At 68.0% G+C, this 23,510-nt stretch carries 26 protein-coding genes and 3 tRNA genes; 7 read left to right on the forward strand and 22 right to left on the reverse strand.

Going from position 1 to position 23,510, the window contains the following annotated elements; all coding sequences use genetic code 11:
• Nucleotides 1-235: 235 nt before the first annotated feature.
• The 6 genes from rpmG to LX13_RS18325 all read right to left on the reverse strand — a co-directional run bounded on the left by rpmG (nucleotide 236) and on the right by LX13_RS18325 (nucleotide 2,027).
• Nucleotides 236-403 carry a 50S ribosomal protein L33 gene (gene rpmG, locus LX13_RS18300; protein WP_253662681.1) on the reverse strand — a complete coding sequence of 56 codons (168 nt, stop codon included), beginning with the start codon at nucleotides 401-403 and terminating at the stop codon, nucleotides 236-238.
• A 96-nt stretch (nucleotides 404-499) separates the two neighbouring features.
• Nucleotides 500-573, reverse strand: a tRNA-Met gene (locus tag LX13_RS18305).
• Nucleotides 574-611: 38 nt separating this feature from the next.
• A tRNA-Thr gene (locus LX13_RS18310) sits at nucleotides 612-684 on the reverse strand.
• A 165-nt stretch (nucleotides 685-849) separates the two neighbouring features.
• Nucleotides 850-933, reverse strand: a tRNA-Tyr gene (locus LX13_RS18315).
• Between the two features lie 177 nt (nucleotides 934-1,110).
• Nucleotides 1,111-1,401, reverse strand: a complete 291-nt coding sequence (locus tag LX13_RS18320) for a DUF559 domain-containing protein (protein WP_253662682.1) — start codon at nucleotides 1,399-1,401, stop codon at nucleotides 1,111-1,113.
• Between the two features lie 122 nt (nucleotides 1,402-1,523).
• A complete protein-coding gene (locus LX13_RS18325; RefSeq protein WP_253662683.1) occupies nucleotides 1,524-2,027 on the reverse strand; it encodes a type IV toxin-antitoxin system AbiEi family antitoxin domain-containing protein in 504 nt (167 codons plus the stop codon).
• A 196-nt stretch (nucleotides 2,028-2,223) separates the two neighbouring features.
• Between LX13_RS18325 and LX13_RS18330 the strand changes: the two genes are divergently transcribed.
• Nucleotides 2,224-2,715: a YajQ family cyclic di-GMP-binding protein gene (locus LX13_RS18330; protein ID WP_253662684.1), complete on the forward strand. Its 492-nt coding sequence runs from the start codon at nucleotides 2,224-2,226 to the stop codon at nucleotides 2,713-2,715.
• 4 nt (nucleotides 2,716-2,719) lie between these two features.
• Here LX13_RS18330 and htpX read toward each other — a convergent pair whose 3' ends face one another.
• Nucleotides 2,720-3,586 carry a zinc metalloprotease HtpX gene (htpX, locus tag LX13_RS18335; RefSeq protein ID WP_253662685.1) on the reverse strand — a complete coding sequence of 289 codons (867 nt, stop codon included), beginning with the start codon at nucleotides 3,584-3,586 and terminating at the stop codon, nucleotides 2,720-2,722.
• A gap of 104 nt (nucleotides 3,587-3,690) precedes the next feature.
• Nucleotides 3,691-4,707, reverse strand: a complete 1,017-nt coding sequence (locus LX13_RS18340) for a polyprenyl synthetase family protein (RefSeq protein WP_308214763.1) — start codon at nucleotides 4,705-4,707, stop codon at nucleotides 3,691-3,693.
• A 136-nt stretch (nucleotides 4,708-4,843) separates the two neighbouring features.
• On the opposite strand from LX13_RS18340, the gene LX13_RS18345 reads away from it, so the two are divergent.
• Nucleotides 4,844-6,094 carry a geranylgeranyl reductase family protein gene (locus LX13_RS18345; RefSeq protein ID WP_253662686.1) on the forward strand — a complete coding sequence of 417 codons (1,251 nt, stop codon included), beginning with the start codon at nucleotides 4,844-4,846 and terminating at the stop codon, nucleotides 6,092-6,094.
• Nucleotides 6,095-6,240: 146 nt separating this feature from the next.
• On the opposite strand, the gene LX13_RS18350 is transcribed toward LX13_RS18345, so the two are convergent.
• The 5 genes from LX13_RS18350 to LX13_RS18370 form a co-directional block, all read right to left on the reverse strand.
• Entirely contained in the window at nucleotides 6,241-6,939 is a 699-nt protein-coding gene (locus LX13_RS18350) for a demethylmenaquinone methyltransferase (RefSeq protein WP_253662687.1), read from the reverse strand.
• Nucleotides 6,940-7,005: 66 nt separating this feature from the next.
• The gene (locus LX13_RS18355; protein WP_253662688.1) at nucleotides 7,006-8,154 is read right to left on the reverse strand and encodes a glycosyltransferase family 4 protein; all 1,149 of its coding nucleotides are present in this window, start codon (nucleotides 8,152-8,154) and stop codon (nucleotides 7,006-7,008) included.
• Nucleotides 8,155-8,245: 91 nt separating this feature from the next.
• On the reverse strand, nucleotides 8,246-8,716 hold the full coding sequence (locus LX13_RS18360; protein ID WP_253662689.1) for a DUF3592 domain-containing protein: 471 nt from the start codon (nucleotides 8,714-8,716) through the stop codon (nucleotides 8,246-8,248).
• A 112-nt stretch (nucleotides 8,717-8,828) separates the two neighbouring features.
• Entirely contained in the window at nucleotides 8,829-10,475 is a 1,647-nt protein-coding gene (menD, locus tag LX13_RS18365; protein ID WP_253662690.1) for a 2-succinyl-5-enolpyruvyl-6-hydroxy-3-cyclohexene-1-carboxylic-acid synthase, read from the reverse strand.
• A 54-nt stretch (nucleotides 10,476-10,529) separates the two neighbouring features.
• Nucleotides 10,530-11,312 (reverse strand): SDR family NAD(P)-dependent oxidoreductase, encoded by a 783-nt coding sequence (locus LX13_RS18370; protein WP_253662691.1) that lies wholly within the window; start codon nucleotides 11,310-11,312, stop codon nucleotides 10,530-10,532.
• A gap of 85 nt (nucleotides 11,313-11,397) precedes the next feature.
• On the opposite strand from LX13_RS18370, the gene LX13_RS18375 reads away from it, so the two are divergent.
• Nucleotides 11,398-12,246: a helix-turn-helix transcriptional regulator gene (locus LX13_RS18375; protein WP_253662692.1), complete on the forward strand. Its 849-nt coding sequence runs from the start codon at nucleotides 11,398-11,400 to the stop codon at nucleotides 12,244-12,246.
• A gap of 152 nt (nucleotides 12,247-12,398) precedes the next feature.
• On the opposite strand, the gene LX13_RS18380 is transcribed toward LX13_RS18375, so the two are convergent.
• From LX13_RS18380 to LX13_RS18395, 4 genes are read right to left on the reverse strand one after another with little or no spacing between them, the layout of a single operon-like run.
• Nucleotides 12,399-13,052 carry a cytochrome b/b6 domain-containing protein gene (locus tag LX13_RS18380; protein ID WP_253662693.1) on the reverse strand — a complete coding sequence of 218 codons (654 nt, stop codon included), beginning with the start codon at nucleotides 13,050-13,052 and terminating at the stop codon, nucleotides 12,399-12,401.
• Entirely contained in the window at nucleotides 13,024-13,734 is a 711-nt protein-coding gene (locus LX13_RS18385; RefSeq protein ID WP_253662694.1) for a molybdopterin-dependent oxidoreductase, read from the reverse strand. Before LX13_RS18385 ends, LX13_RS18380 begins: the two co-directional genes overlap by 29 nt.
• A gap of 4 nt (nucleotides 13,735-13,738) precedes the next feature.
• The gene (locus LX13_RS18390) at nucleotides 13,739-13,930 is read right to left on the reverse strand and encodes a hypothetical protein (protein WP_253662695.1); all 192 of its coding nucleotides are present in this window, start codon (nucleotides 13,928-13,930) and stop codon (nucleotides 13,739-13,741) included.
• A 38-nt stretch (nucleotides 13,931-13,968) separates the two neighbouring features.
• Complete coding sequence (locus LX13_RS18395) at nucleotides 13,969-14,430, reverse strand: MarR family winged helix-turn-helix transcriptional regulator (protein ID WP_253662696.1); 462 nt, start codon at nucleotides 14,428-14,430, stop codon at nucleotides 13,969-13,971.
• Between the two features lie 85 nt (nucleotides 14,431-14,515).
• Between LX13_RS18395 and LX13_RS18400 the strand changes: the two genes are divergently transcribed.
• Entirely contained in the window at nucleotides 14,516-15,637 is a 1,122-nt protein-coding gene (locus LX13_RS18400) for an AbrB family transcriptional regulator (protein WP_372499940.1), read from the forward strand.
• A gap of 33 nt (nucleotides 15,638-15,670) precedes the next feature.
• Entirely contained in the window at nucleotides 15,671-16,924 is a 1,254-nt protein-coding gene (locus LX13_RS18405) for a saccharopine dehydrogenase family protein (protein ID WP_253662697.1), read from the forward strand.
• Between the two features lie 150 nt (nucleotides 16,925-17,074).
• Here the strand turns inward: LX13_RS18405 and LX13_RS18410 are convergent, their stop codons facing one another.
• Together LX13_RS18410 and LX13_RS18415 are read right to left on the reverse strand one after the other, a co-directional pair.
• The gene (locus tag LX13_RS18410) at nucleotides 17,075-17,587 is read right to left on the reverse strand and encodes an arsenate reductase/protein-tyrosine-phosphatase family protein (protein ID WP_253662698.1); all 513 of its coding nucleotides are present in this window, start codon (nucleotides 17,585-17,587) and stop codon (nucleotides 17,075-17,077) included.
• A gap of 22 nt (nucleotides 17,588-17,609) precedes the next feature.
• Nucleotides 17,610-19,124: a sugar transferase gene (locus LX13_RS18415; protein ID WP_301301300.1), complete on the reverse strand. Its 1,515-nt coding sequence runs from the start codon at nucleotides 19,122-19,124 to the stop codon at nucleotides 17,610-17,612.
• 205 nt (nucleotides 19,125-19,329) lie between these two features.
• Here LX13_RS18415 and LX13_RS18420 point away from each other — a divergent pair, with 205 nt between their 5' ends.
• A complete protein-coding gene (locus tag LX13_RS18420) occupies nucleotides 19,330-19,872 on the forward strand; it encodes a YdcF family protein (RefSeq protein ID WP_253662699.1) in 543 nt (180 codons plus the stop codon).
• A gap of 27 nt (nucleotides 19,873-19,899) precedes the next feature.
• On the opposite strand, the gene LX13_RS18425 is transcribed toward LX13_RS18420, so the two are convergent.
• Both LX13_RS18425 and LX13_RS18430 read right to left on the reverse strand, forming a co-directional pair.
• Nucleotides 19,900-21,351, reverse strand: coding sequence for a tyrosine-protein kinase domain-containing protein (locus LX13_RS18425; protein ID WP_253662700.1), 1,452 nt, complete (start codon nucleotides 21,349-21,351; stop codon nucleotides 19,900-19,902).
• 197 nt (nucleotides 21,352-21,548) lie between these two features.
• Nucleotides 21,549-22,211 (reverse strand): PaaI family thioesterase, encoded by a 663-nt coding sequence (locus LX13_RS18430; protein WP_253662701.1) that lies wholly within the window; start codon nucleotides 22,209-22,211, stop codon nucleotides 21,549-21,551.
• Between the two features lie 61 nt (nucleotides 22,212-22,272).
• On the opposite strand from LX13_RS18430, the gene LX13_RS18435 reads away from it, so the two are divergent.
• Complete coding sequence (locus LX13_RS18435) at nucleotides 22,273-23,208, forward strand: 1,4-dihydroxy-2-naphthoyl-CoA synthase (RefSeq protein ID WP_253662702.1); 936 nt, start codon at nucleotides 22,273-22,275, stop codon at nucleotides 23,206-23,208.
• Here the strand turns inward: LX13_RS18435 and LX13_RS18440 are convergent.
• Complete coding sequence (locus tag LX13_RS18440; protein WP_253662703.1) at nucleotides 23,202-23,507, reverse strand: hypothetical protein; 306 nt, start codon at nucleotides 23,505-23,507, stop codon at nucleotides 23,202-23,204. The genes LX13_RS18435 and LX13_RS18440 overlap by 7 nt on opposite strands.
• Nucleotides 23,508-23,510 lie beyond the last annotated feature (3 nt).

Below are 23,510 nucleotides of genomic sequence, written 5' to 3' on the forward strand. Positions count from 1 at the left end.
CAGAACCTGACCCTTCACTGGTCGTCGGTGGGCGGCCGGGTCATCACGGGCGACACCCGCGAACGGGCTGTCGGACCGGAGCACTCGACCGTCTTGACCAGCCTCGACGCGATCGACTGTGGACCGTCGGAAGACTGGGAGATCGTTGTGTTGCTCGCGAAACGCTACCAGTCGTGGCGTGGTCCCCCCAGACGCCACGACGCCCCGGCGATGTCTCATCGTCGGGGCGAGATGGTCAGCGCGACTCTTTGTGGCTCTGGTGCTTGCCGCAGTTCGGGCAGAACTTCTTGATCTCGAGGCGATCGGGATCGTTACGGCGGTTCTTCTTGGTGATGTAGTTGCGGTGTTTGCAAACCTCGCAGGCCAAGGTGATCTTGGGCCGCACGTCTGTTGAGGAGGCCACGGGGCTGCCTTTCGGTGGATCGATCTCGGGTACTGCACACGCGCCGGTGCGCGGAGGTCACCGCGCGTCGTCGCCGTGTGCAGCGTTGTCTCGCTGTAGCGATGGCCGGACTCGAACCGGCGACCTAACGATTATGAGTCGTTCGCTCTAACCAACTGAGCTACACCGCCATGGCCGCCCAGGCCGGCGACGGTCTGGGAGTCCAGCGAGCCCCCTAACGGAATCGAACCGTTGACCTTTTCCTTACCATGGAAACGCTCTACCGACTGAGCTAAGGGGGCGGGACCCGGAGCATCTTGCGACGCCCCGAGAGCCTTAACGAGATTACACAGCCGCCTGCGCAGTCGCCAAATCGCTGGGATCCGACGCCGTCGAGACGGTGCCTCTCTCTGTATTCAGGCAGCTCACAAGGGATTCGAAGGTGAATTCGAGGATCCCAGGTGAGGTGGTGGCACGTGTAGGATTCGAACCTACGTAGCTTGCGCGACGGATTTACAGTCCGCTCCCATTGGCCGCTCGGGCAACGTGCCGCGCTGTGTCCCCCGGTAGTGAAACACCGCGGAGGCAACGCCGAGAAGACTACAACGCAGTGGCCCCAGTTGCGAAAACCGCATGTCGTGACGCGTGCTCCGACGAGCGTTCGCATCGTTCGTGGCCGTTCGCATCGCCGACGCACGGTGCGAACGGCGCTCGCTGTTGCGAACCGATCAACTCCGCGCCCGCTCGACCGCTCGGCGTATCCGTTCGATGACCACGTCCGGCCGGTGGAGCAGTTCGTGCCAGGTCCATCGGACGACGACGTAGCCGAGGTCCTGCAACTCCTGCGCGCGGAACTTCTCCTCGTCGAGGATCTCGCGCAACGACTTCTCCGAGTACTGACCGAAGTACTTGCCCATGCCGTCGCACTCCCCCACGACGCCGAACTCCTCCCACAAGAAGTCGACCCGACCGACCAGGCGCGCGTGCTCGTCGAAGATCTCGCGTTGTAGGTCCGGCATCGGAAGGCGAGATTTTGCGATGACCAGTCGGCTCCACGACTCCAGGGGACTCTCTGAGCGACCGTCGAGACGCGCTACGGCCGAGCGAGCTCGACCACACCCGTGCACGGGCCCCATGCGCTCTAGCTGTGCGTCAGATCACTCTCGTCGCAGAGTTTCCGACGAAGAGCTGCGTCTCCTGCGCTGGTGGCCGCGCGCACCGATTGGGTGCGTGCGACATCGATGATCGTTCGCGCCACCGATGTCGACAGGACCCCTCCGATCTGGACCAGTTCCCGAGAAGCGATGTTGCGATGCAACACACTGATCGCCGTCACCTGTGTGCCAGAAGCGCGCATCCCGGGACGCGCGACGTGGACATGCGACAGGTCCGCTCCGAGCACGGGTAGGCCGAGATTCACCGCTGCACTCACTCCGGCCAGCGCGGTCCCGTCCGCCATGTTCGCCACCACTCCGAGCGCAAGCGAGAGGTGACGGTGCTCGTCGAAGCGGCCCAACTCCGCAGGAATGACGTAGTAGCCGGGCGCGAGAACGGTCAGCGCCCCGTGTGCCACGGCGTCCGAGATGTCCTTGCGCGTCATGCCACCCGCGATCAGATCTCGACGGGTCTTCGCTACTGGTGTCATGCATCGAGCGTCGGCGATCACGGCGACCGTCGCGTCGTCATCGGAGCCGTCCCGGCCGGGTTGTCCCCGTTTCGCCGCGGCTCCCCAGGAACGGGGTTTGCAGGGTCAAGTGCGGTTTGCATGGTTCCGGTAGCGCGCAAACGACACGAGACCGTGCGAAGAGCGGACCCGAGGCACACGTCGCTACCCTGAGCGCATGGCAGATTCATCATTCGACGTGGTCAGCAAGATCGATCGACAAGAGGTCGACAACGCTCTGAACCAGGCCGCGAAGGAACTCTCGCAGCGCTACGACTTCCGGGGCACCAACACGAAGATCGACTGGTCGGGCGACGAGACCATCGTGATCACCTCCGACACCGAGGAACGCACCGAGGCGGCTCTCGAGGTGTTCAAGGAGAAGCTCATCCGCCGCGACATCTCGCTCAAGGCGTTCGACGCAGGCGAGCCGGCGTCGTCGGGCAAGGGCTACCGCCTGTCCGGGAACCTGGTGCAGGGCATCGACTCGGAGAAGGCCAAGAAGATCACCAAGGCCATCCGCGACGAGGGCCCCAAGGGCGTCAAGGCGCTCATCCAGGGCGACGAGCTGCGGGTGTCGAGCAAGAAGCGCGACGACCTCCAGGAGATCATCGCGCTTCTCAAGGGCAAGGACTTCGAGATCGCCCTGCAGTTCGTGAACTACCGGTAGGGACTCAGCGGGGCCCGCGGGCCATCGCCTCGAGACGGGCGATGCGGTCCTCCATCGGCGGATGCGTGGCGAACATCCGACCGATGCGCTCGCCGCCGCGGAACGGGTTGGCGATCATCAGGTGCGACTGCGCGGCCAGGTCGGTCTGCGGGGGCAGCGGCTTGGCCTCGACCCCGCCGGAGATCTTGCGCAGCGCGGACGCCAGCGCCAGCGGGTCACCGGTCAGCTCGGCCCCCGATGCGTCGGCCTGGTACTCCCGCGAGCGCGACACCGCGAGCTTGACGACGGTCGCCGCGATCGGTCCGAGCAGCGAGATCAGGATCAGCGCAAAGGGATTGGCGCCGCCCTCGCGGTTGCCGCCGAACATCCCGGCGAACATCGCGAAGTTGGCCAGACCCGTGACGACCGCCGCCATCGCGCCCGCGATCGACGAGATCAGGATGTCGCGGTTGTAGACGTGGCTCAGCTCGTGGCCGAGCACGGCCCGCAGCTCACGCTCGTCGAGGATCTGCAGGATGCCCTGCGTGCAGCAGACCGCCGCGTTCTTCGGGTTGCGGCCGGTGGCAAAGGCATTGGGCGCCTCGGTGGGGCTGATGTACAGCGCGGGCATGGGCTGGCGGGCGTTGGTCGCGAGCTCGCGGACGATGCGGTAGATCATCGGCGCCTGCACCTCGGTGACCGGCTGCGCGTGCATCGCCTTGAGCGCCATCTTCGCGCTGTTGAAGTAGACGTAGGCGTTCATGCCGACCGCGAAGACCACCGCCACGAGGAGGATCGCAGGGCTGCGGAAGGCCGCGCCGATGCCGACGATGATCGCCGACATGAAGCCGAGCAGCAGTACGGTCTTCAGTCCATTCGCGTGGCCGTGCATCGCGGTCGCTCCTCCGTGCCGGGTGGTCAACGCCGGGTGGGCGTTGTCGTCCCCTCAACGAGCGACCGGGCGGCAAAGTTTCCGTCGCCGGCAACGGGGTGCGGTCAGCCGATCCGCTCGACGGTGTAACTCACCAGCGAGGTCAACGCCCTCTTGGCCTCGTTGTCGGGCAGCTGTGCGAGCTCGGAGTAGGCCCGATCGGCGTACCCGGCCAGCGTCTCGCGGGCGCGGACCATCCCAACCGACGCGTTGAGCAGGCCGAGTGCCTCGGTGACCTCGGCGTCGTCGGTCAGCGGCAGACGCTCGCCGGAGGCCGAGAGCAACAGCTCGCGCAGGCGATCGGCGTCGGGGCCCTGCTCGGTGAGCGCGTAGAGGACCGGCAACGTGTGCACGCCCTCGCGGAGGTCGGTGCCGGGGTTCTTGCCCGAGTCGCCGGGCTGGGAACTGATGTCGATGATGTCGTCGGACACCTGGAATGCGGTGCCGATGGCGTCGCCGAGGCGCGAGAGCCGCTCGATGTCGTCGTCGGTCGCGCCCGAGGTCATGCCACCGAAACGGCCGGCCGCGGCGATCAACGACGCCGTCTTCTCCCAGACGACGCGCAGGTAGTGGTCCACCGGGTCGGTGCCCGACGGATTGCCGATGGTCTCGCGCATCTGGCCGGTGACCAGCTCGGCGAAGGTGTCGGCGATGATCAGCACCGATTCCGGGCCCAGGGTCGAGACCAGCCGTGAAGCGCGGGCGAAGAGGAAGTCGCCCGCCAGGATGGCGACGCTGTTGCTCCACCGGGCGTTGGCGCTGACCGCGCCGCGTCGCAGCTCGGCCTCGTCCATGACGTCGTCGTGATAGAGCGTGGCGAGATGGATCAGCTCGACGACGGTCGACGCGGTGATGACCTCGGAGGCGTGTGGGTTCGGGCCGAACTGCGACGAGAGCAGGGCGAACACGGGGCGGAAGCGCTTGCCGCCCGCCTTGGCGAGATGGGTGGCCGCCTCGGTGAGGAAGTCCTCGCCCGACGACAGCTCGGCGAGCAACAGCTCCTCGACCTTGGCCAGTGAGTCACCGATCCCGGACGAGAACTCGTCCGAGCCCATGTCGATGCCCATGAACGTGGTCTTCACGGTTCCCAACCACTCCATCTACTCGCTGCCGTCGCGTCCGCGCCGGCAACTCTCATTCGGATCACGCGTCGGGACCGGAGGCCCCACCTACGACCGAGCGTAATCGTTGCCATCGGTGTTCGGCGATAATGGTCGTGTGACCTCCGACCGTTCTGTCCCCACCCACGCCGATGTGCTCGTCGTCGGCGCGGGTCCGGGCGGTTCGGCGGCCGCCGCGCATGCAGCGTCGGCGGGCCGCGAGGTGGTCCTGCTCGACGACGCGGTGTTCCCCCGCGACAAGACCTGCGGTGACGGGCTGACCCCGCGCGCGGTGGCCGAGATGGATCGGCTCGGACTGGGCGAGTTCCTCTCGACGCGGCCCCGGATCGTCGGGTTGTCGATGCGCGGCTGGGGCGCCAGCCAGCAGATCCGTTGGCCCTCAGGCAGATTCCCGGAACACGGCAGCGCGGTGGCACGCACCGAACTCGACGACCGCATCCGACACGTGGCACTCGATCGCGGCGCGCGAATGGTGCAGGGCACCAAGGCGGTCGGAGTCGAGATGCGTGATGGCGCTGTACATTCCGTCGTCGTCGAGGGTGACCAGGGCCGCTCGGAGATCCGTGTTCGCCAGCTGATCATCGCCGACGGGGTGCGCTCGACGCTGGGGCGCGAACTCGGTCGCGAGTGGCACCGCGACACCGCCTACGGCGTGGCCGCGCGCGCATACGCGACATCGGGTCGGGCCGACGACACCTGGATGGGCTCGGACCTCGAACTCCGCGACGGCGCAGGCGAATTGCTCCCCGGGTACGGCTGGGTGTTCCCGCTCGGCGCGGAGAGCGGATTGGTCAACATCGGCGTGGGCGCGCTGGCCACCGGCAAGCGGCCCGCACACATGGCGTTGCGTCCGATCGTCGATCACTACAACAACTCGCAACGCGAGCGGTGGCAGATCACCGGCGATCCGATGCGGGTCACCTCGGCACTGCTGCCCATGGGAGGTGCGGTCTCCGGGGTCGCGGGGCGCAACTGGATGCTCATCGGCGACGCCGCGGCGTGTGTGAACCCGCTCAACGGTGAGGGCATCGACTACGCACTGGAGACCGGACGGATGGCCGTCGAACGGCTCGATGAGACCGATCACACGTCTGCGTGGCCTGCCGTTCTCACCGAGCACTACGGGACGGCGTTCTCCGCCGCCCGCCGCCTCGCCGGTGTGCTGACGTTCCCGCAGGCGGTTCCGGTGCTCGGCCGACCGGGCATCCGCTCGGCGGCGTTGATGTCGATGGTCGTGCGGGTGATGGGCAACTTGATCACCCCGGAGGACGGCGATCTGCTCGCGCGCGCGTGGCGGGTGGCCGGCTCGGCGTCGGTCCGCCTGGACCACCGCCCGCCCTTCGTCTGACCGCGTGCGTCAGTTGGGCACGTAAACCCGTCAGTTGGGCACATAGACCCACCGATTGGGCACCTGCTCGACAGGTGAGAGCCCCGATGCCCACTCAGTGGGCTTATCTGCCCAACTGGCGGACTTTGTTGCCCAACTGGCGGGGGCTACTTCGTGGCGTAGTGCAGCGCGGCGATGCCGCCGGTGAGGTTGCGCCAGCGGACGTTGCCGAAACCGGCGGCGGTGATGCGCTCGGCGAGACCGGCCTGATCAGGCCACGCCCGGATCGACTCGGCGAGATAGACATACGCCTCGGGGTTGCTGGCGACGCGCGTGGCCACCGGCGGCAGCGCCTTCATCAGGTACTCCATGTACAGCGTCCGGAACGGTCCGAACACCGGCGTCGAGAACTCGCAGATGACCAGTCGCCCATTCGGTTTGAGCACCCGCTGCAGCTCGGCGAGTGCGGTGTCGACGTTCGCGACGTTGCGCAGGCCGAAGGAGATGGTCGCGGCATCGAAGCTCTCGTCGGCGAAGGGCAGCGTGAGCGCGTCGGCGGCGACCTTGGGCACCGGCCGACGGTGGCCGGCCTTGAGCATGCCGAGGGAGAAGTCGGCCGCGATGCAGTGCGCACCCGACTGCGCGAGTTCCTCGGTCGAGACCGCGGTCCCGGCGGCCAGGTCGAGCACCACGTCGTCGGGTCCGAGTGCCAGCGCGCGGCGAGTCGCCTTCCGCCAGCCGCGATCCTGACCGAACGAGAGCACCGTGTTGGTGATGTCGTAGCGGCGGGCGACACCGTCGAACATGGCGGCGACGTCGGCCGGCTTCTTGTCCAGTCCGGCGCGGCCCACTGAGGTCGAGGTCATGGGCTCAACCGTACGTGCCCGCGCGCCCGTCGAGTACGAGAGTCCCGACACACGCGGGCCGTGGGATCAGGCCGTGCGGCGGTGGACCGCGAGGCTGCCCGCGCGTCCGAGGACCGCGTCGTAGTGGCCGAGCAACTGGTCGCAGACGACCGGCCAGGTGCGTCCCTGCACCCCGCGCCAGCCCGCCGTGCCGAACTCGGTGCCGACGTTAGAGTCGAGCAGGGTGTCGACCGCGCCGGGCAGTCGGCGGGAGAAGGTCGGGACGTCGAGCAGGTACCCGGTCCGCAGGTTCGCGATCAGATCCTTCGGGCCGCCGGCGTCGGGGCCGATCACCGGGACGCCGCTGGCCTGCGCCTCCTGGACGGCCTGACAGAAGGTCTCGTGCTCGCCGGGGTGCACGAAGACGTCCATGCTCGCGTAGGCGCGGGCGAGTTCGACACCGCCGAGTTCGCCGGTGAACACCGCGTCGGGCATCAACTTCTCGAGGCGCGCGCGTTCGGGGCCGCCTCCGACGATCACGAGCTGACGATCACTGCGTCCCGACAACACCGCGAGGCGCTCGACGTGCTTCTCCGGCGCCAACCGTCCGACGAAACCGACGATCGGCGCGCCGGAGGGACTCCACTGCGCGCGCAACGCGTCGTCGCGGCGCTGCGGGTTGAACCGTTCGATGTCGACGCCTCGGCCCCATCGGAAGACCCGCGGGATCCCGTGGTCCTGCAGCGCTTTCACCGACACCGACGACGGCGCCAGGGTGCGGTCGCAGGCCGTGTGCAGTCGACGCGTCCACGTCCACGCGGCCCGCGCACCCATGCCGATGCCGTAGCTCTCGGCGAATCCGGCCACGTCGGTCTGGAAGACCGCGACCGTCGGGAGGTCGAGGCGCCGGGCGGCGTGCGCACCCGCGGCACCCATCACGAACGGTGACGCGAGATGCACGACGTCGGGCGCGAACTCGGCCATCGCGCGGTACAGGGACGGGTTCGGCACCCCCACCGGGAGAGACGAGATCTTGGGCACCATCATCGACGGCACCAGATGCACCGGCACGCCGTTGACCTCGCGCGGGGCGGGTTGCGCGCCACGCGGGGTGTCGGGGGCGAACACCATCGCGTCGTGACCGCGGCGCTCGAGGTGATCGAGCACGCGCAGCACCGAGTTCACGACGCCGTTCATGTTCGGCAGGAAACTCTCCGCAACTATTGCCACTCGCACGAACGTCAGTGTGGCCAGCTCATCTGTCCCACAACGTTCGTCGACGTGACGTCGGCCGAAATGGGAGGTGAACTCCTCCGGCGCGGGCTCCTCAGGCCGGTGTGGCGACGTCCGGGGTCGACGAGGCGGTGTCGGTCGTGTCGGTTCGACGGCGGCGTGAGATCTCCGCGAGCAGGACCATCACCGCGACCACGAACAGCCACGTGTAGCCCGCTATGGACACGGCCGGGATGATCGACAGGCCCGCATCCCGACCCGCGACGCGCACGAGATCGGGGTTCGCGCTGTCATATTCGACGCTGATGCGTTGTCCGACAGCGAGTTCGGTGGGATAGAAGATGCCGAGGCGCGGGCTGCGGACCTGGCCGTCAGGGGTGTAGAAGCGCACCGTCGACTTGGTCGAGCCCGCCGTCACGACGTCCGCGGTGGCCGTCGCGAGGTTGTCGTCGATGGACGCGTCGTCGCGGTAACACCCGGCCACCATCACGGCCATCATGATCGTCACGATCCCGGCGACGATCAGCAGACCGATCTGCGTGCGTCGGAGGTGGGTCGGGGACATGCGTCAGAGACTACTTAGCCAACGGAGCGAGAGCGGGCCCTCCGTCATGAAACGGAGGGTCGCCGAGTGAGGATCGAGCGCAGCGAGGCCCGGAGCGAGAGCGGGCCCTCCGTCATGAGCTCAGCCCGCGTGCGATGGCGGCGTGCAGGTCGCGGAGGCGGTCGCGGTCGGTGGGGACCTCGATGACCTGCAGACCGCTCGATTCCTCGGCGAGCGCGGCGGGCAGCCCGGCGAGGTCGACGCGACGGTGGGTGACGCCGAATCCGGCGCAGAGTGCGGCGAGATCGGTGCGATGCGGGGTGCCGAAGACGCGCTCGAAGGCGTCGTCGTACTCGACGCCGGAGAACCGTCGTTGCCCCTGCTCGAGCAGACCGAAGATGCCGCCGCCGTCGTCGTTGGCCACGACGATCGTCAGGTTGCGCGGACGCGGTTCGGCGGGCCCGATGAGCAGTCCGGACGCATCGTGGACGAAGGTCAGGTCGCCCATGAAAGCGACCGTGCGCACGTCGTCGGCGGTCAGCGCGGCACCGATGGCGGTGGACACCGTCCCGTCGATGCCGGCCACGCCGCGGTTGGACAGGACGCGCACCTCCGGCGACACCCGCCCGGCCAGCGCGACGTCACGGATGGGGTTGGACGCCCCGACCACCAGTTGCTCGCCGGGGCGCAGGGCCGCGCTGACGACCCGGGCGACGTGCAGACCGGTCACCGTCCCGGGCCGGTCCAGCTCGGCGTCGACGGATCCGACGGCACGCTGCTGCACGTCGGAGCAGGCCTTGAGCCACTCCTCCGAGCAATGGCCGCTGACCTCGGCGCGGGTGCCGGTGGCCAGGACGTTGCCCGACACATCGGGCCAGCGCGGGCCGGTGGTCAGGGCGTAGACGCGGACGTCTCGGTCGGCGAGCAGGTTCGCGACCTGTCGGTGCAGCGTCGGCCGACCGCAGATGATGGCCTGCTTGGGCTTCAGCAACCCGAGTGCCAGCGGATGGAGCGGGTTCGCCGGCGCGGGCGCGGTGGGTTCGGCGACCGTCGGTATCCGGGCCAGCTCCTCCCGCACGCCGGCACCGTGCCCGGAGACGACCACGGTGTCCTCGGTGAGGTCGATCTCGATGGGCACGTCGAGGCGTCCGACCTCGGCTGTGGTCCACGGTCGTCCGCCGTCGCGTCCGACGAACTCGCCGAGGCCGTCGTGCGGACCGACCCCCTCCTCGGGCACGAGGGGTTCGCGCAGCGGGATGTCGAACTGGACCGGACCCGCGTTGCCCGTTCGCGCGCCGCGGGCGGCGGCGAGGACGCGACCGACGCCGGAACGCCACTGACTGTTGGTGTCGAGGTCCTGCTCGGCGAGGCCGAGGCTGATGGCCGCGCGGACCTGGGTGCCGAAGATGCCGAACTGTTCGATGGTCTGGTTCGCGCCGGAGCCGAGGAGCTCGTAGGGCCGGTTGGCGCTGACGACCACCAGCGGGACGCGGGCGTAGTTGGCCTCGTAGACCGCCGGGCTCATGTTGGCCACCGCGGTGCCGCTGGTCATGACGATCGGGACCGGCTGGCGTGAGGCCATGGCCAGGCCGAGGGCGAGGTATCCGGCGGTCCGCTCGTCGATGCGCACGTGCAGTCGCAGCAGGCCGGCGGTGTCGGCGGCGTGCAGGGCGAACGCGAGCGGCGCGTTGCGGGACCCGGGACACAACACGGCCTCACGCACCCCACCGCGGATCATCTCGTCGACGATGACGCGGGCCTGGACGGTGGACGGGTTCATCAGACCAGGTTAATCCCGAATACAGATGGTCAACCGCGACGTCCGCCACACCGCTCAGGCGCCCGCGCCGCCGTCGACAGGAAGGATCGCACCGGTGACCATCGAGGCACGGTCGCTGAGCAACCACGCGGCAGCCTCGGCGACCTCGCGGGGTGAGGCCATCCGGCCCATCGGGGACGCCGCGATCGTCGCGTCGATCACGCCCGGTGACCGCGCGTCCCAGTCGAGCATCATCTCGGTGGTGGTGCCGCCGGGGGTGATCGCGTTGACACGGATGCCTTCGGGAGCCCAACTGACCGCCGCCGATTCGGTGATGCTGTTCAGCGCACGCTTCATGGCGCCGTAGGCAGGGAGCATGGGGTTGGCGCGGCGGCTGCCGACACTCGACGTGTTCACGATCGCCCCACCGCCGCTGGTGCGCATCACGGCGACCTCGGCGGTCATCGCGACCCAGTGCGCCCGGAAGTTCACGGCGAACTGGTCGTCGATGTCGACGTCGGTGGTTGTGTCGAGCGGACCGGGTTGCTGCACGATGCCGCCGTTGTTGAACGCACCGTCGAGCCGGCCGTGCAGGTCGGCGACACGTCCGACGGCGCCGCGAATGCTCGCGGCATCGGCCAGATCGACGGTGACGGCGTCGGCGACACCACCGGCGGCCCTGATCTCGGTGACGATGCGATCGAGTGCGTCGGTGCTGCGGGCGGCGAGGACGACCGACGCCCCTTCCGCCGAGAATAGGTGGGCCGCGGCGGCACCGATGCCGCGGCTCGCGCCGGTGATGAAGATGACCTTGCCTGCCAGCAGTCCGATGGGTGCGCTGTCGTGTGAGTTCGTCATGACGCCAGCCTGCGACGACGACCCGACCCTATTCAGGCACAGTCGGTACTACCCTGCGCCGTCGCGTAGCGCGCACACTCGGGACATGGACAAGCAGGAGTTGGGCGCCTTCCTCCGCAGCCGACGCGAGCGCCTCCGACCTGAGGACGTGGGGCTGCCTGCGGGACCTCGCCGACGCACGCCGGGTCTACGACGCGAGGAGGTCGCCGTTCTCGCGCACATCTCCACCGAGTACTACGTACGGCTCGAACAGGGCCGAGCCCCACGCCCGTCGGCAGATGTGCTCGCCGGGATCGCCGGAGCGCTCCGGCTCACCGGTCCCGAGTCCACGCATCTCCATCTTCTCGCCGGCACCGCCCCGAACCGATCGGGGCTGCACTCTCGGCAGGTCCGACCGAGCATCGCCGAACTGCTGCACCGCATTCCGGCGACCGCCGGGTTCGTGATCTCCGCCGCGTTCGACGTACTCGCCTGGAACGATCTCGCCGCGGCGCTGATGGAGGACTTCGGCGCCCGCACCCCGGACGACCGGAATCTGGCCCGGAACGCCTTTCTGTCGGGAGTGCCCGACGGCGAGGCGCTGTACGGCATCTCCGACGCCGCCGAATTCCGACAGAGCGTGGTGATGGAACTACGAACTGCATCGGCTCGCTATCCCGATGACCCCTCGATCCGGACGCTCGTCGACGAACTCCGCAGCGGCAATGACGAATTCGCACGTCTCTGGGAGCGCAATGACGTGCAACCGCCATCGATGCTGACCAAGACCTTCACTCACCCCATCGTCGGCCGGCTCACCCTTGACTGCGATGTCCTACATCTCGCCGACCGTGACCAGCATCTGGTGCTGTACACCGCGCCGGTCGGATCCTCCGCTGCCGAGAGCCTGGCTTTCCTGGGAGCGCTCGGCGCCGACGGCATCGCGGCCCGCTGAGCACTGCACATGGCCACGACGCCTGCGAGCAGGTCAGGAGTTGGGGTCGACGTGCCCAACTGACGGCGTTACGTGCCCAACTGGCGGGGCTACGTGCCCAACTGGCGGGGTTACGTGCCCAACTGGCGGGGTTGCGTGCCCAACTGGCGGGGTCACCCCCGCGATGCGTCGGAGTCGGGCGTGCTGTCACCGGCGGCCACCTCGTCGGCCCAGGCGCCGTGCTCGGTCTGGGCCCACCACTCCGACACCGACCCGGTGCGCATCCCGCGTCGCGCCTCGGCGTCACCGAGCGCCATCGCGATGTGCCCGAGCACCAGGATCCCGACACCGAGCGCGAACCAGTCGTGGGCGAACGTCGCGCCCGACCGGTACGACAGGCCCACGAGGCTGGGGAAGTACATCAGCACCCCGGTCCCGAAGAGCACGACAATCGACCCGGCCTGGAGTGCACCGTTGAGTTTCTGGCCGGCGTTGAACTTGCCGACCTGGATGGTGCCGTCGCGACGAGTCCTGCTGCGCAACCACTTCCAGTCGGTCGGCAGGAAACGGTTGAGCCGACGCAGGTCGTCACGGTAGCCCGGCGACGCCAATCCGAGGATCAGCGGGACCGGCAGCGCGAAGCCGGCGTAGACGTGCACGATCTCGATGAGGTGGCGGTTGCCGACGAGAATGGCCAGCGACGAGACGTAGAGGAACGCGGCGGTGACGATGCAGATGATCATCAGGACCGTGACCGACCAGTGCACCGCGCGGGCCGTCCGGCCGAAGCGCGGGAGGTCACTCGTCGATGGTGCCGTCGAGCTCATATCCGCGCCTCTCCCAGTAGCCGGGGATCTCCTCGGTCGTCAGCTCGATCCCCGACAGCCACTTCGTGCTCTTGTATCCGTACTGCCCACCGACATACATCCGCACCGGCCCACCGTGGTCGTGGGTGACCGGGGCGTCGAGCATGCGCAGCGCGACCAGGCAGTCGGCGCGGCGCGCCTTGTCCAGCGGGAGGCTCTCGGTGTACGTGCCGTCGAACGATCGGAACCGCACCGCGGTCGCGCCGGGGCGCGGGGCGGCGCGGTCGATCAGCGTCGACAGCGTGACACCGGTCCACGCGACGTCGGGGACCCGCCAGCCGGTGACGCAGTGGAACGTCTCGGTCAGGTCGGTCTGCGGCATCCGCTGCAGATCGGTCAGCGAGTACGTCCCGGGGGTGGCGACCTCGCCGCCGACGGTCAGGCTGTAGTCGCCCGCGTCGCGCTCGGGCACCGACCCGACCACCGAGTAGAACCGGAAGGTGTCGCCGAGCGGGAGGAGCGCGACCAGTCCGGTCGGGTCGTTGGCCATCACCGGGGCGAGCCAGCGCGACAACGCGTTCTGCGCCTCGGATCCCGCCACGACACCGACGGCACCGAGCCCGACGAGACCGAGAAAGATGCGGCGTCCCACCGGTTTTCCGTGCGACGGGCCCACGCTCGGGTTCTCGGATGAGCCGGGCATGGGGCTAGCGGAGACGCCCGCGTGCGCCGAAGACGATCATCACGACACCGACGATCACCACGATCGGGCCCGCGATGGACCAGAAGACGGTGTTGCTCATCGCACTGCCTTCCAGGACACCGATTCCTTGGAGGAAAAAGACAAATCCGAACAGGGTGATGATGACCCCCGCGACCAGGTAGACCGGCTTGCGCATGGATACTCCTCGCGAGGTGGGCGACGCGACTGCGTCGTTCACGATCCTACGCGCGGCATCAGATGTCCTACGCGGTCCGCGGCGAGCCGCTCGAGCAGCGGCACACACAGCATGATCAGTCCGCGCTCGGTCTCGTCAAGGTTGTGCGCGACGGCCTCCGCGAGCCACTCGTCGCGTTTGGCCCGGTCGTCGAGGAGTAGTTCCCGACCCGCGTCGGTGAGTTCGACGAGCTGGCGCCGACGGTCGTCCGGATCGGTGCGCCGGACGATCAACTCCGCGTCGTCGAGCTTGTTCATGCTCACCGTCAGCGACTGCACGCGGACGTGCATGCGGGCGGCGAGGTCGGCGACGGTGGTGGTCCCGGACCGGTCGAGGTAGCCCAGCACCGTGACCTGCGTGAGCGTCAGGCCGTGGTCGCCGCGATGCAGGCGGGCGGCCCGCGCCACCGACATGATCGCCTCACGCAGCCGGGTCGCCTCGTCCGTGTCGATCGCCGTCATACCAAGAAGATAACGCAGACAACGTCACCGACGGACCGAAAGGTCCGGTTCGCGTCCGTGGAATACCAAGAGTAAGCTTGGTAAAATGCTGCTGCGCTGGTCGGGACTGATCCTTCTCACCGCTGTCGCATCGGTCGGCCTGGAGTTGTTGTCGGTGCCGTCGGCGGCCCTGTTCGCGGGACTCGTGATCGCGGCCGCGCTCGCTCTGGCCGGTCTGGCGCCGCGGGCCCATGGCGACCGACCCCCGATGCCCCGACCATTCGGCCTCGCGGCGCAGGGCGTCCTCGGCGTCTACATCGGCACGATGGTCTCCCCCGACGTCCTCACCGGACTCGGCTCCGCGTGGGTACCGGTGGTCGTGGTCGCGGTGGGGACCCTGGCGCTGTCGGTGGGCGGCGGCGCGCTGCTCGGACTGCACCGCAAGGTCGACCCGCTGACCGGGTCGCTGGCCCTCGTCGCCGGCGGCGCCTCCGGACTGGTCGCCCTCACCCGCGAACTGGGCGGCGACGAACGCATGGTCGCGGTGATCCAGTACGTCCGGGTCGGGCTCGTGACGGTGACCATGCCGATCGTGGCGACGGTCGTGTTCAACGCCCACACCGGATCCGGCTCCGGAGGCGGCATCTCCGCATCCGTCCTCGGCACCGACGGTATCGGTCCGCAACTCTGGGGACTGTTGCTGACCGCTGTGTGTATGGGCGTCGGCATCACCCTCGGTCGCGTCGTCCGACTCCCCGCCGCGGGCCTGCTGGGCCCGTTGGTGCTGACGGTGATCGCCGAGCTGACCGGCATCGCCGGATCGGCAGCGGTCCCGTTGGTCCTGGTGACGCTCGGTTACGCGATCATCGGCTGGCAGGCCGGACTCGGGTTCACCATGGACAGCCTGCGCGCGATCGGCCGCGTCCTGCCGTACGCCGTGGGCCTGATCATCGCGATCGGCGTCGGCAGCGCCGGCCTCGGCGTACTGCTCAGCCTGTGGACCGGCGAATCCATGTTCGACTCCTACCTGGCGACCACCCCGGGAGGTATCTACGCCGTGTTGGCGGCCGCGGCGGCCGCCGGGTCGAACATCACCTTCGTCGTCGCCGCGCAGATCGTCCGTGTCCTGCTGATGCTGTTCATCGCGCCCGCCGCGGCGCGGCTCTACCAGCGCTTCCGCAACCGGAACGTCGTCGCCGAACCCGAGATGGCCGACTCGACGACGTGACCGACCCTCGGGGTGCCCGACTAGGGTCAGGGCATGACTGATTCCAGCCGCGAATTCGACGTCGTCGTCTTCGGAGCCACGGGCTTCGTGGGCATCCTGACCGCCAAGTACCTGGCCGAACACGCTCCCGCCGGGACGCGCGTCGCACTCGCCGGGCGCACCCAGGCCAAGCTCGAGAAGACCCGCGCCTCGTTGCCCGTCGCCGCGAAGGACTGGCCGCTGATCGTCGCCGACGCCGACTCCCCCGCATCTCTCGACGCGATGGCCGCGCGAACCCGCGTCGTCTGCACCACGGTCGGCCCCTACCTCAAGTACGGCGAGTCCGTGCTCGCCGCGACCGTCAACGCCGGCTCCGACTACGTCGACCTGACCGGCGAGGTCCCGTTCGTCCGACTGTCCATCGACAAGTTCGGCGAGCAGGCCGCGTCCAACGGCGCCCGCATCGTCCACTCCTGCGGTTTCGACTCCGTGCCGTCCGACATCGGCGTCTACCTGCTCTACCGGGCGGTCACCGAGGCCGACGCCGGCGAACTCACCGACACCACGCTCGTGGTCTCGTCGTTCAAGGGTGGCTTCTCCGGCGGCACGATCGACTCCATGCGCGTCATCGCGCACGAGGCGAAGGACCCCGCCACCCGGCGCACCCTGCTCGACAAGCACGCGCTGTCGACCGGCCCCGGCGAGCACCGAACGAAGCGGCCCTCGGAGCCCAGCGACACCCTGATCGTCAACGCCAAGACCGTCGACCCGTCGCTGTCGGGAACGCTGGCGCCGTTCGTGATGGCCTCGCACAACACCCGCATCGTCCGCCGCACCAACGCGCTTCTCGACAACGCCTACGGCGATCGGTTCCGCTACGGCGAGGCGATGTCGGTGGGCAGCATCCCCGGTGTGTCGACGGCCGTGGCCGGCCTCGTCGCCGGTGGGATGGGCGCGTTCCTCGGCGCGATGGCGTTCACCCCCACCCGCAAGCTGCTCGACCGCATCCTGCCGAAGGCGGGCGACGGTCCTAGCGAGAAGGCCCGTGACGCAGGGCATTTCACCTGCGATGTGTACACCACCACCACGACCGGCAAGCGTTTCCGTTCCCGGGTGCGCGCGAGCGGCGACCCCGGTTACAAGGCCACCGCGGTGATGCTCGGCGAGAGCGCTCTCGCGTTGGCCCTCGATCGTGACCGACTGCCCGACCGCTCAGGTGTGCTCACCCCGGCGGCCGCGATGGGCGATGTCCTCGTCGACCGTCTGCGTGATGCGGGCATGACGCTCACCGCCGAGCAGACCAGCTGACCCCACCGGTTGGGCCGTCCTTCCCGCGCGTTGGGCCGTTGTTCCCGCGCGTTGGGCCGTTGTTCCCGCGCGTTGGGCCGACGATGGGTCGCCACCAGGAGAAGAGCCCAACGCGACGCGAATGAGGGCCCAGCCCGGCGCCGGACGGGATCAGTGGGCGCGCAACCACCCGGCGAGTCGGTCGATGATCGGCTCGATCTCGTCGGCGAGACGGTCGAAGTCGGCCGCGGGTCTGCCCATCGGGTCGTCGATGTCGAGCTCGGGCCGATTGCGGTCGTCGACGATCTGCATCGATGCGACGCCGTCTCCGCCGGCGCGGATGAAGTGGTCCAGTTCGCGAAGGGTGACGGCCCGTCGCCACGCCATCGGCACCTTCGAGGTCGCGTCATCACGATGGGCGCGAGAAAGACCCACGATCAGGTCGTGTTCGCCGATCATGTCGGCGACGAGGTAGCGGGCCGAGAAGTCCTCGCCGTCGATGCCGCGTTCGCGCAACACCCGCAGACTCTGGGGGTGCATCGGATCGCCGTTGAGCGCACCAACGCCGGCGCTGTGAACGACGACCGGGTCCGGCAGATCGGTCAGACGCGATCGGAGCAGGTACTCCGCCATCGGGGACCTACAGATGTTCCCCGTGCAGACGAAGAGGATCCGTGGCGTCATTCCCGCCTCCTGACGGACATGTTCAGTAGGCGCCCGATCGTCCGACCACCGCGCGGAACGTACGCCACAGGATCATCGCATCGGACATGATCGACCAGTTCTCGACGTAGGTGAGGTCGAGTCGTACGGACTCGTCCCACGACAGGTCCGAGCGTCCGGAGATCTGCCACAGTCCGGTCATGCCCGGACGGACCAGCATCCGTCGCACGACGGGACCGTCGTAGCGCTCGACCTCGCTCGCCAACGGTGGGCGCGGTCCCACCATGCTCATCGCCCCGGACAAGACGTTGAAAAGCTGCGGCAGCTCGTCGAGGCTGTAGCGCCGGATGAATCTTCCCACCCGGGTGACCCGCGGGTCATCGCGGATCTTGAACAGTGCGCCCGCGCCCTCGTCGAGCGCGATGAGCGACGTCTTCATGTTCTCCGCGTCGACGACCATCGACCGAAACTTCCACATCTGAAAGGGAGAGTTGTTGATGCCGATACGTTCGGCGCGGTAGAACACCGGCCCTCGGGTGTCGAGCTTGATGGCCACCGCGCACGCGACCAAGACTGGGAGCCCGATGAGCAGCAGCAGCGTCGCACCGACGCGGTCGAGGGTGGCCTTGAAGATGCGGTTGGCTCCGTCGTAGCTCGGCTTGTCGACGTGCAGCAGCGGCAGCCCCGCCACCGGTCGCACGCGCATCCGTGGGCCGGCCACGTCGACGACACCGGGTGCGACCACCATGTCGACGTCCATCCCCTCCATGTCCCAGGACAGTTCGCGCATCGCGGAGTGTCCGAGGGCTTCGGCCGAGGTCACCGCCACGGTCGTGGCGCCCGAGATCGACACCGCCTCACGGGCGTCGGCGAACTCCCCGACGATCGGGACCGCGCGTCCGTTCACGGCCACCGGACCGACGATGCCCGCCTGCTCCGGGGGTACACACAGGCCGATGACGTCGTAGCCGAGTCCGGGGTTCCGGTCGAGGTGTTCGATGAGCGGTTGGGCCGAGGAGAGTCCACCGATGACGATCACCCGGTGGAGGTCGAGACGCCGGCGACGACGGCGGGTGAGTCGCGCCCGCCACAGCCAGTGCGATGCGAGCAGACCGATGGTCCCCGCGGGCAGGGCGATGGCCAGGAACGACCGCGCCATGTCGAGGTGGAACAGCAGGTCGATGATGGCCAACGTGCCGAACATCCCGAAGCTGGCGCTCACGATCCGGCTGTACTCGGCGGGGCCGGCGGCGACGATCCGACGATCCACGCACTGACGGATGCGCAACGCGGACAGCCAGGCGACCGCGACGACGAAAGAGACCAGACCGGCCGGCGCGTGGTCGCGACCGACGGGGTCGTCGAACGACTGTGGGCCGAAGCGCAGCATCTGCGCGGCGAGGACGACGACGATCACCACGGCGGTGTCGGTCCAGAGCACCGCCCGGACGTAGGTGTCGAGCCACGATTCCGCCCGGTCGTGGGCAGCGATCCGCGATGCGACTCGCGTCCTCGGACGGACCGGGGAGCGGACAGTGGCAACTCGGGTGCGCGTCAACTCACTTCCTCCGTCGTGCCCCCCGTCGAGCACGAGGATATTCCGAGTAGCGGACCGAATATCACGCAAAGCATATATTTCGTGACCACCGTCGTCTTCGTGGTGGTACTTCTGTGGCATGCCCCAACGGGAGTGAACGCAGACGCACATGTGATGCACGACATGCGTCAGGTCCCGGACGGCGTTCGCTGGCTATTCTCGGGCCATGGTCCGAGCCCTCCGGAGAGTTGCCCTCTCCGTGATCGCGCTCGTCGTGCTCGTCACCCTCATCGGTCTCCCGGTCTATGTCTTCCCGGTGGTCGCCGACTCGCCGCGCAAGGTCGACGTGATCATGGTCCTCGGAGGTCGGCAGGACGGACGCGAGAACTACGCGATATCGCTGGCCGAGAAGGGACTGGCGCCGGTGGTGCTCGTGTCCGACCCGTATCTCCGCCCGGATCCGTACATGGAGGCGATCTGCGACGTCCCGCATCAGGTGAAGGTGGTCTGTTTCAACCCCGATCCGCGCACGACGCGCGGCGAGGCCCGCTTCCTGCGCGACCAGGCCGCGCAGAATCATTGGACGTCGGCGATGGTCGTCACCTTCACACCGCATCTGACGCGCGCCGACTACATCGTGAGTCGTTGTTTTACAGGCGATCTCGTGATGGCGGAATACAAGACCGACCTGACCCTGCCGTACTGGGCGTACATGTACGCCTATCAGACGGTCGGATTCGTGCGAGCGGTCGCGCAGAGCGGGTGTTGACGCGGTCGGCGCCGACCCATCCGGGTCTCAGCGTTCGTCAGATCGTGGTTCGAGCACTTCCTCCAGAACCTTCGGCGCGCGCTTTCGGCGGAAGCGGCGCTTGGGACCCTGCGTGATCGCGTAGTAGCCGTATCCCTTCACCGCAGGCGTGTGTGTCAGCACAAAACCGATGACCGGGGTCTGACTGCCTGCCAGCTGGTCGAATGAATTCGAGAGATCTGCCTGCCTCGTGCTCCCCGAGCGGGCCACCAACAGCACACCATCCACCCATTGCGACAGCACGACCGCGTCGGTCACCGGGAGCACCGGCGGCGAATCGAGGAGCACATAGTCGAACGACGCCGCGAGTTCGGTCAGGGCCTGCGCAGTCCGCTTCGACCCCAACAACTCAGCGGGATTCGGCGGTTGCGGACCTGACGCGAGTATCCACAGGCCTGCGATCTTGCTCGGTTGCACGAGGTCGCGGAGTTCACCGTCTCCGCGAAGCCAGTTGGTGAGCCCGACGTCGCCGATGAGGCCGGTCCGCTGATTGACCTGCGGGCGGCGCAGGTCGGCGTCGATGAGCACCACTCGCTTTCCCGATTCGACAAGGGAGGCCGCCAGGTTCATCGCGGTGGTCGTTTTTCCCTCCACCGCGGAAGGGCTGGTGATGACGATCACTCGTGGCGGACTGTCGACGCTGGCGAACGTCAGATTGGTGCGCAGTTTGCGAAACGACTCCGCCGCCGCCGTCGCACCGTCACGGAAGTCGATCAGACCCCGGCGCCTGAGTAGATCGTCGTTGGGGATGGTCCCGAGCACCGGGGTGTCACTGATCCTGGCAATGTCGCTCTCTTCACGAATCGGGTCGTGGAAGCGGGCGCGCACCAGAACCCCGAACACCCCGAACACCAATCCCACCACCACACCGAGACCCACATTCCGGGTCGTCTTCGGCGAGACAGGGGAATCACCCGCCGCCGCCGGTGTCACCAGCGTCAGCTTCGCGAGCGGCTGCCCTCCACCGCTCGGGGTCTCGAGCCGCGAGACGTAGGACGTCATCGCCGTGGCGGCCGCATTCGCCAATTTCTCCGCAACCGACTTCGAATTGTTCGTGGCCGTGATCGTCAGCAACACGGTGTCCGTGGTCGATGTGGCCAGCAGGTCCCGCTTTGCGTCGGCGACGGACAGATCCAGGCCGACAGATGCGACCGCCTGACGGACGACGGCATCCGAGGTGACGAGTTTGGTGTACGACGTCACGCGCTGCTGTGAGGCAAGCGAGCCCTGGTAAGCCGTCTGGGAATTGTCATCGGTTCCCGACGTAACGTAAAGCGTTGCCGTCGCGGCATATTGCGGCTTCTGCAACAGGCAATAGCCCAATACGAGGACGCCTACCAGAATTGCCACCGCGACGATGGCGAGCCAACCGCGTCTCAGGCTCCCGAATACATCGCGTATCGACGCGCCATCCACGCCGCGTGTCTCGATGACCGTCATGTGCCTTCCGATCGCCGAAGCCTCCCGCGAAATGGTTGATCACTCGAATAGTAGGCACATTCTTTCTCGCCGAAGGCACCGAATAGCGCGGATCGTCATTCCCGGTACGAAATACTTATTTCATATCTCGACGTCGTGGGGCCGTTCCACCCCGGACGCAACCGCCACAACCACCACGACCTGCGCGCCGGGGTCGGTCAGGGTTGACCGGGGTTGAGCGCGATGAACAGGCCGTCGGCCTCGGCGCACAGACGCTCGCCGTCCTTCATCGTCGCGGCGACGAAGATCTTGCGACCCTCCAGACGCACGATCGACGTCGACACCGTCAGCTCGGTGTTCAACGGGGTTATCGAGCGGTAGTTGACGGTCAGGTACGCGGTGCGGGTGACCTTGCCGGTCGCGAGCGCCGACGTCATGCCGAGCAGGTCGTCGAAGGCGGTGCAGATGAACCCGCCGTGCGCAGCGTTGTTGCCACCCAGGTGGAACCGGGTGAAGGTGACGCGCGCCTGCACGCCGTCGTCGCCGGCCTTGTCGACGAGGTAGGGCGGAAGGGTGATGTTGCCGCGTGCGGGCAGGTCGATCCGTGTGCCCGAGGGCGATTCCCACTCGTTGATCTCGACCGCGGCGAGTTTGGCGTTGACCACGGTGAGTTCGTCGATCAACTCGTCGACGAGTTCCTCGGACGGGAAAGCCGCGCGGGCACGGTCCATGAACTCACGGACCTTCTCGATGAACTCGCCGTAGCGGGGGCCGCCGCGATCGACACTGATCATCATGTCGGTGCGGAAACCGCCCTCATGCGCGTCCTCGGTCCGCTCCCCGGTGACCGGGGCGGACTCGGACGTACCGTCGATACTCATCGCATCAGGTTATCGACCCAGGTGAGCGGGCTGCGAAGCGGTTGCCACTAGCCTGCTACTCATGAGTGACGACGCCGCGAATCCGTTCACCGCCGAGCACTGGACGGTGGTGGAGGGCTTCGAATCCCTCACCGACCTGACCTATCACCGCCACAGCGGGGCCGGACGTGAAAACGGGATCGTCCGAATCGCTTTCGACCGCCCCGAGGTCCGCAACGCCTTCCGCCCGCACACCGTCGACGAGCTGTACCGAGCTCTCGACCACGCCCGCCGTTCGCCCGACGTGGGCACGATCCTGCTCACGGGCAACGGACCCAGTGAGAAGGACGGCGGCTGGGCGTTCTGTAGCGGCGGCGATCAGCGGATCCGGGGACGGTCGGGCTACCAGTACGCGGGCGGCGACACCGCCGACACCGTCGATTCCGCGCGGGTGCGGGCCGAGGGTGGTCGGCTGCACATCCTCGAGGTGCAGCGGCTGATCCGGACCATGCCCAAGGTCGTCATCGCCGTGGTCAACGGATGGGCGGCCGGCGGCGGTCACTCACTGCACGTCGTCTGCGACCTCACCATCGCCTCACGCCAGCACGGGCGGTTCAAGCAGACCGACGCCGACGTGGGCTCCTTCGACGCCGGATACGGCAGCGCCTATCTGGCCAAGCAGGTCGGACAGAAGTTCGCCCGCGAGATCTTCTTCCTGGGCCGGGCCTACGACGCCGAGGCCATGCAGCGGATGGGCGCGGTCAACGAGGTCGTCGACCACGCCGACCTCGAGGACACCGCCATCGAGTGGGCGCGCGCGATCAACGGCAAGTCGCCGACGGCGCAGCGGATGCTGAAGTTCGCGTTCAACCTCACCGACGACGGCCTGATGGGCCAGCAGGTGTTCGCCGGGGAGGCGACCCGGCTCGCGTACATGACCGACGAGGCCGTCGAGGGACGGGACGCATTCCTCGAGAAGCGCGATCCCCGATGGGACGACTTCCCCTACTACTACTGACCGAGCAGCCCTGCGGGTCCCGGTGGCGTACGGGCCCTGTCCGATAAGGACTCACGTGTCAGCTCCACCGCGGGCGCCGCCACCATGGTGGTTCCTGCGGCGACATCTCTGGTGATCACGGCGTTGCCGCCGACCGTGCATCCGTCACCCAGGGAGATCGGCCCCACCACGATCGCACCCGCGGCGACCGTCACGTTGTCGCCGACCTCGGGCACTCCGCGGCGTGAGTAGCCCAGCGAGACGTGCTGGTTCACCCAGAAGTTCGCGCCTATGGATCGCGCGACGACAATGGTTCCCACGCC

This window comes from Williamsia maris, from assembly GCF_024171815.1.
Lineage (GTDB): Bacteria > Actinomycetota > Actinomycetes > Mycobacteriales > Mycobacteriaceae > Williamsia_A > Williamsia_A maris.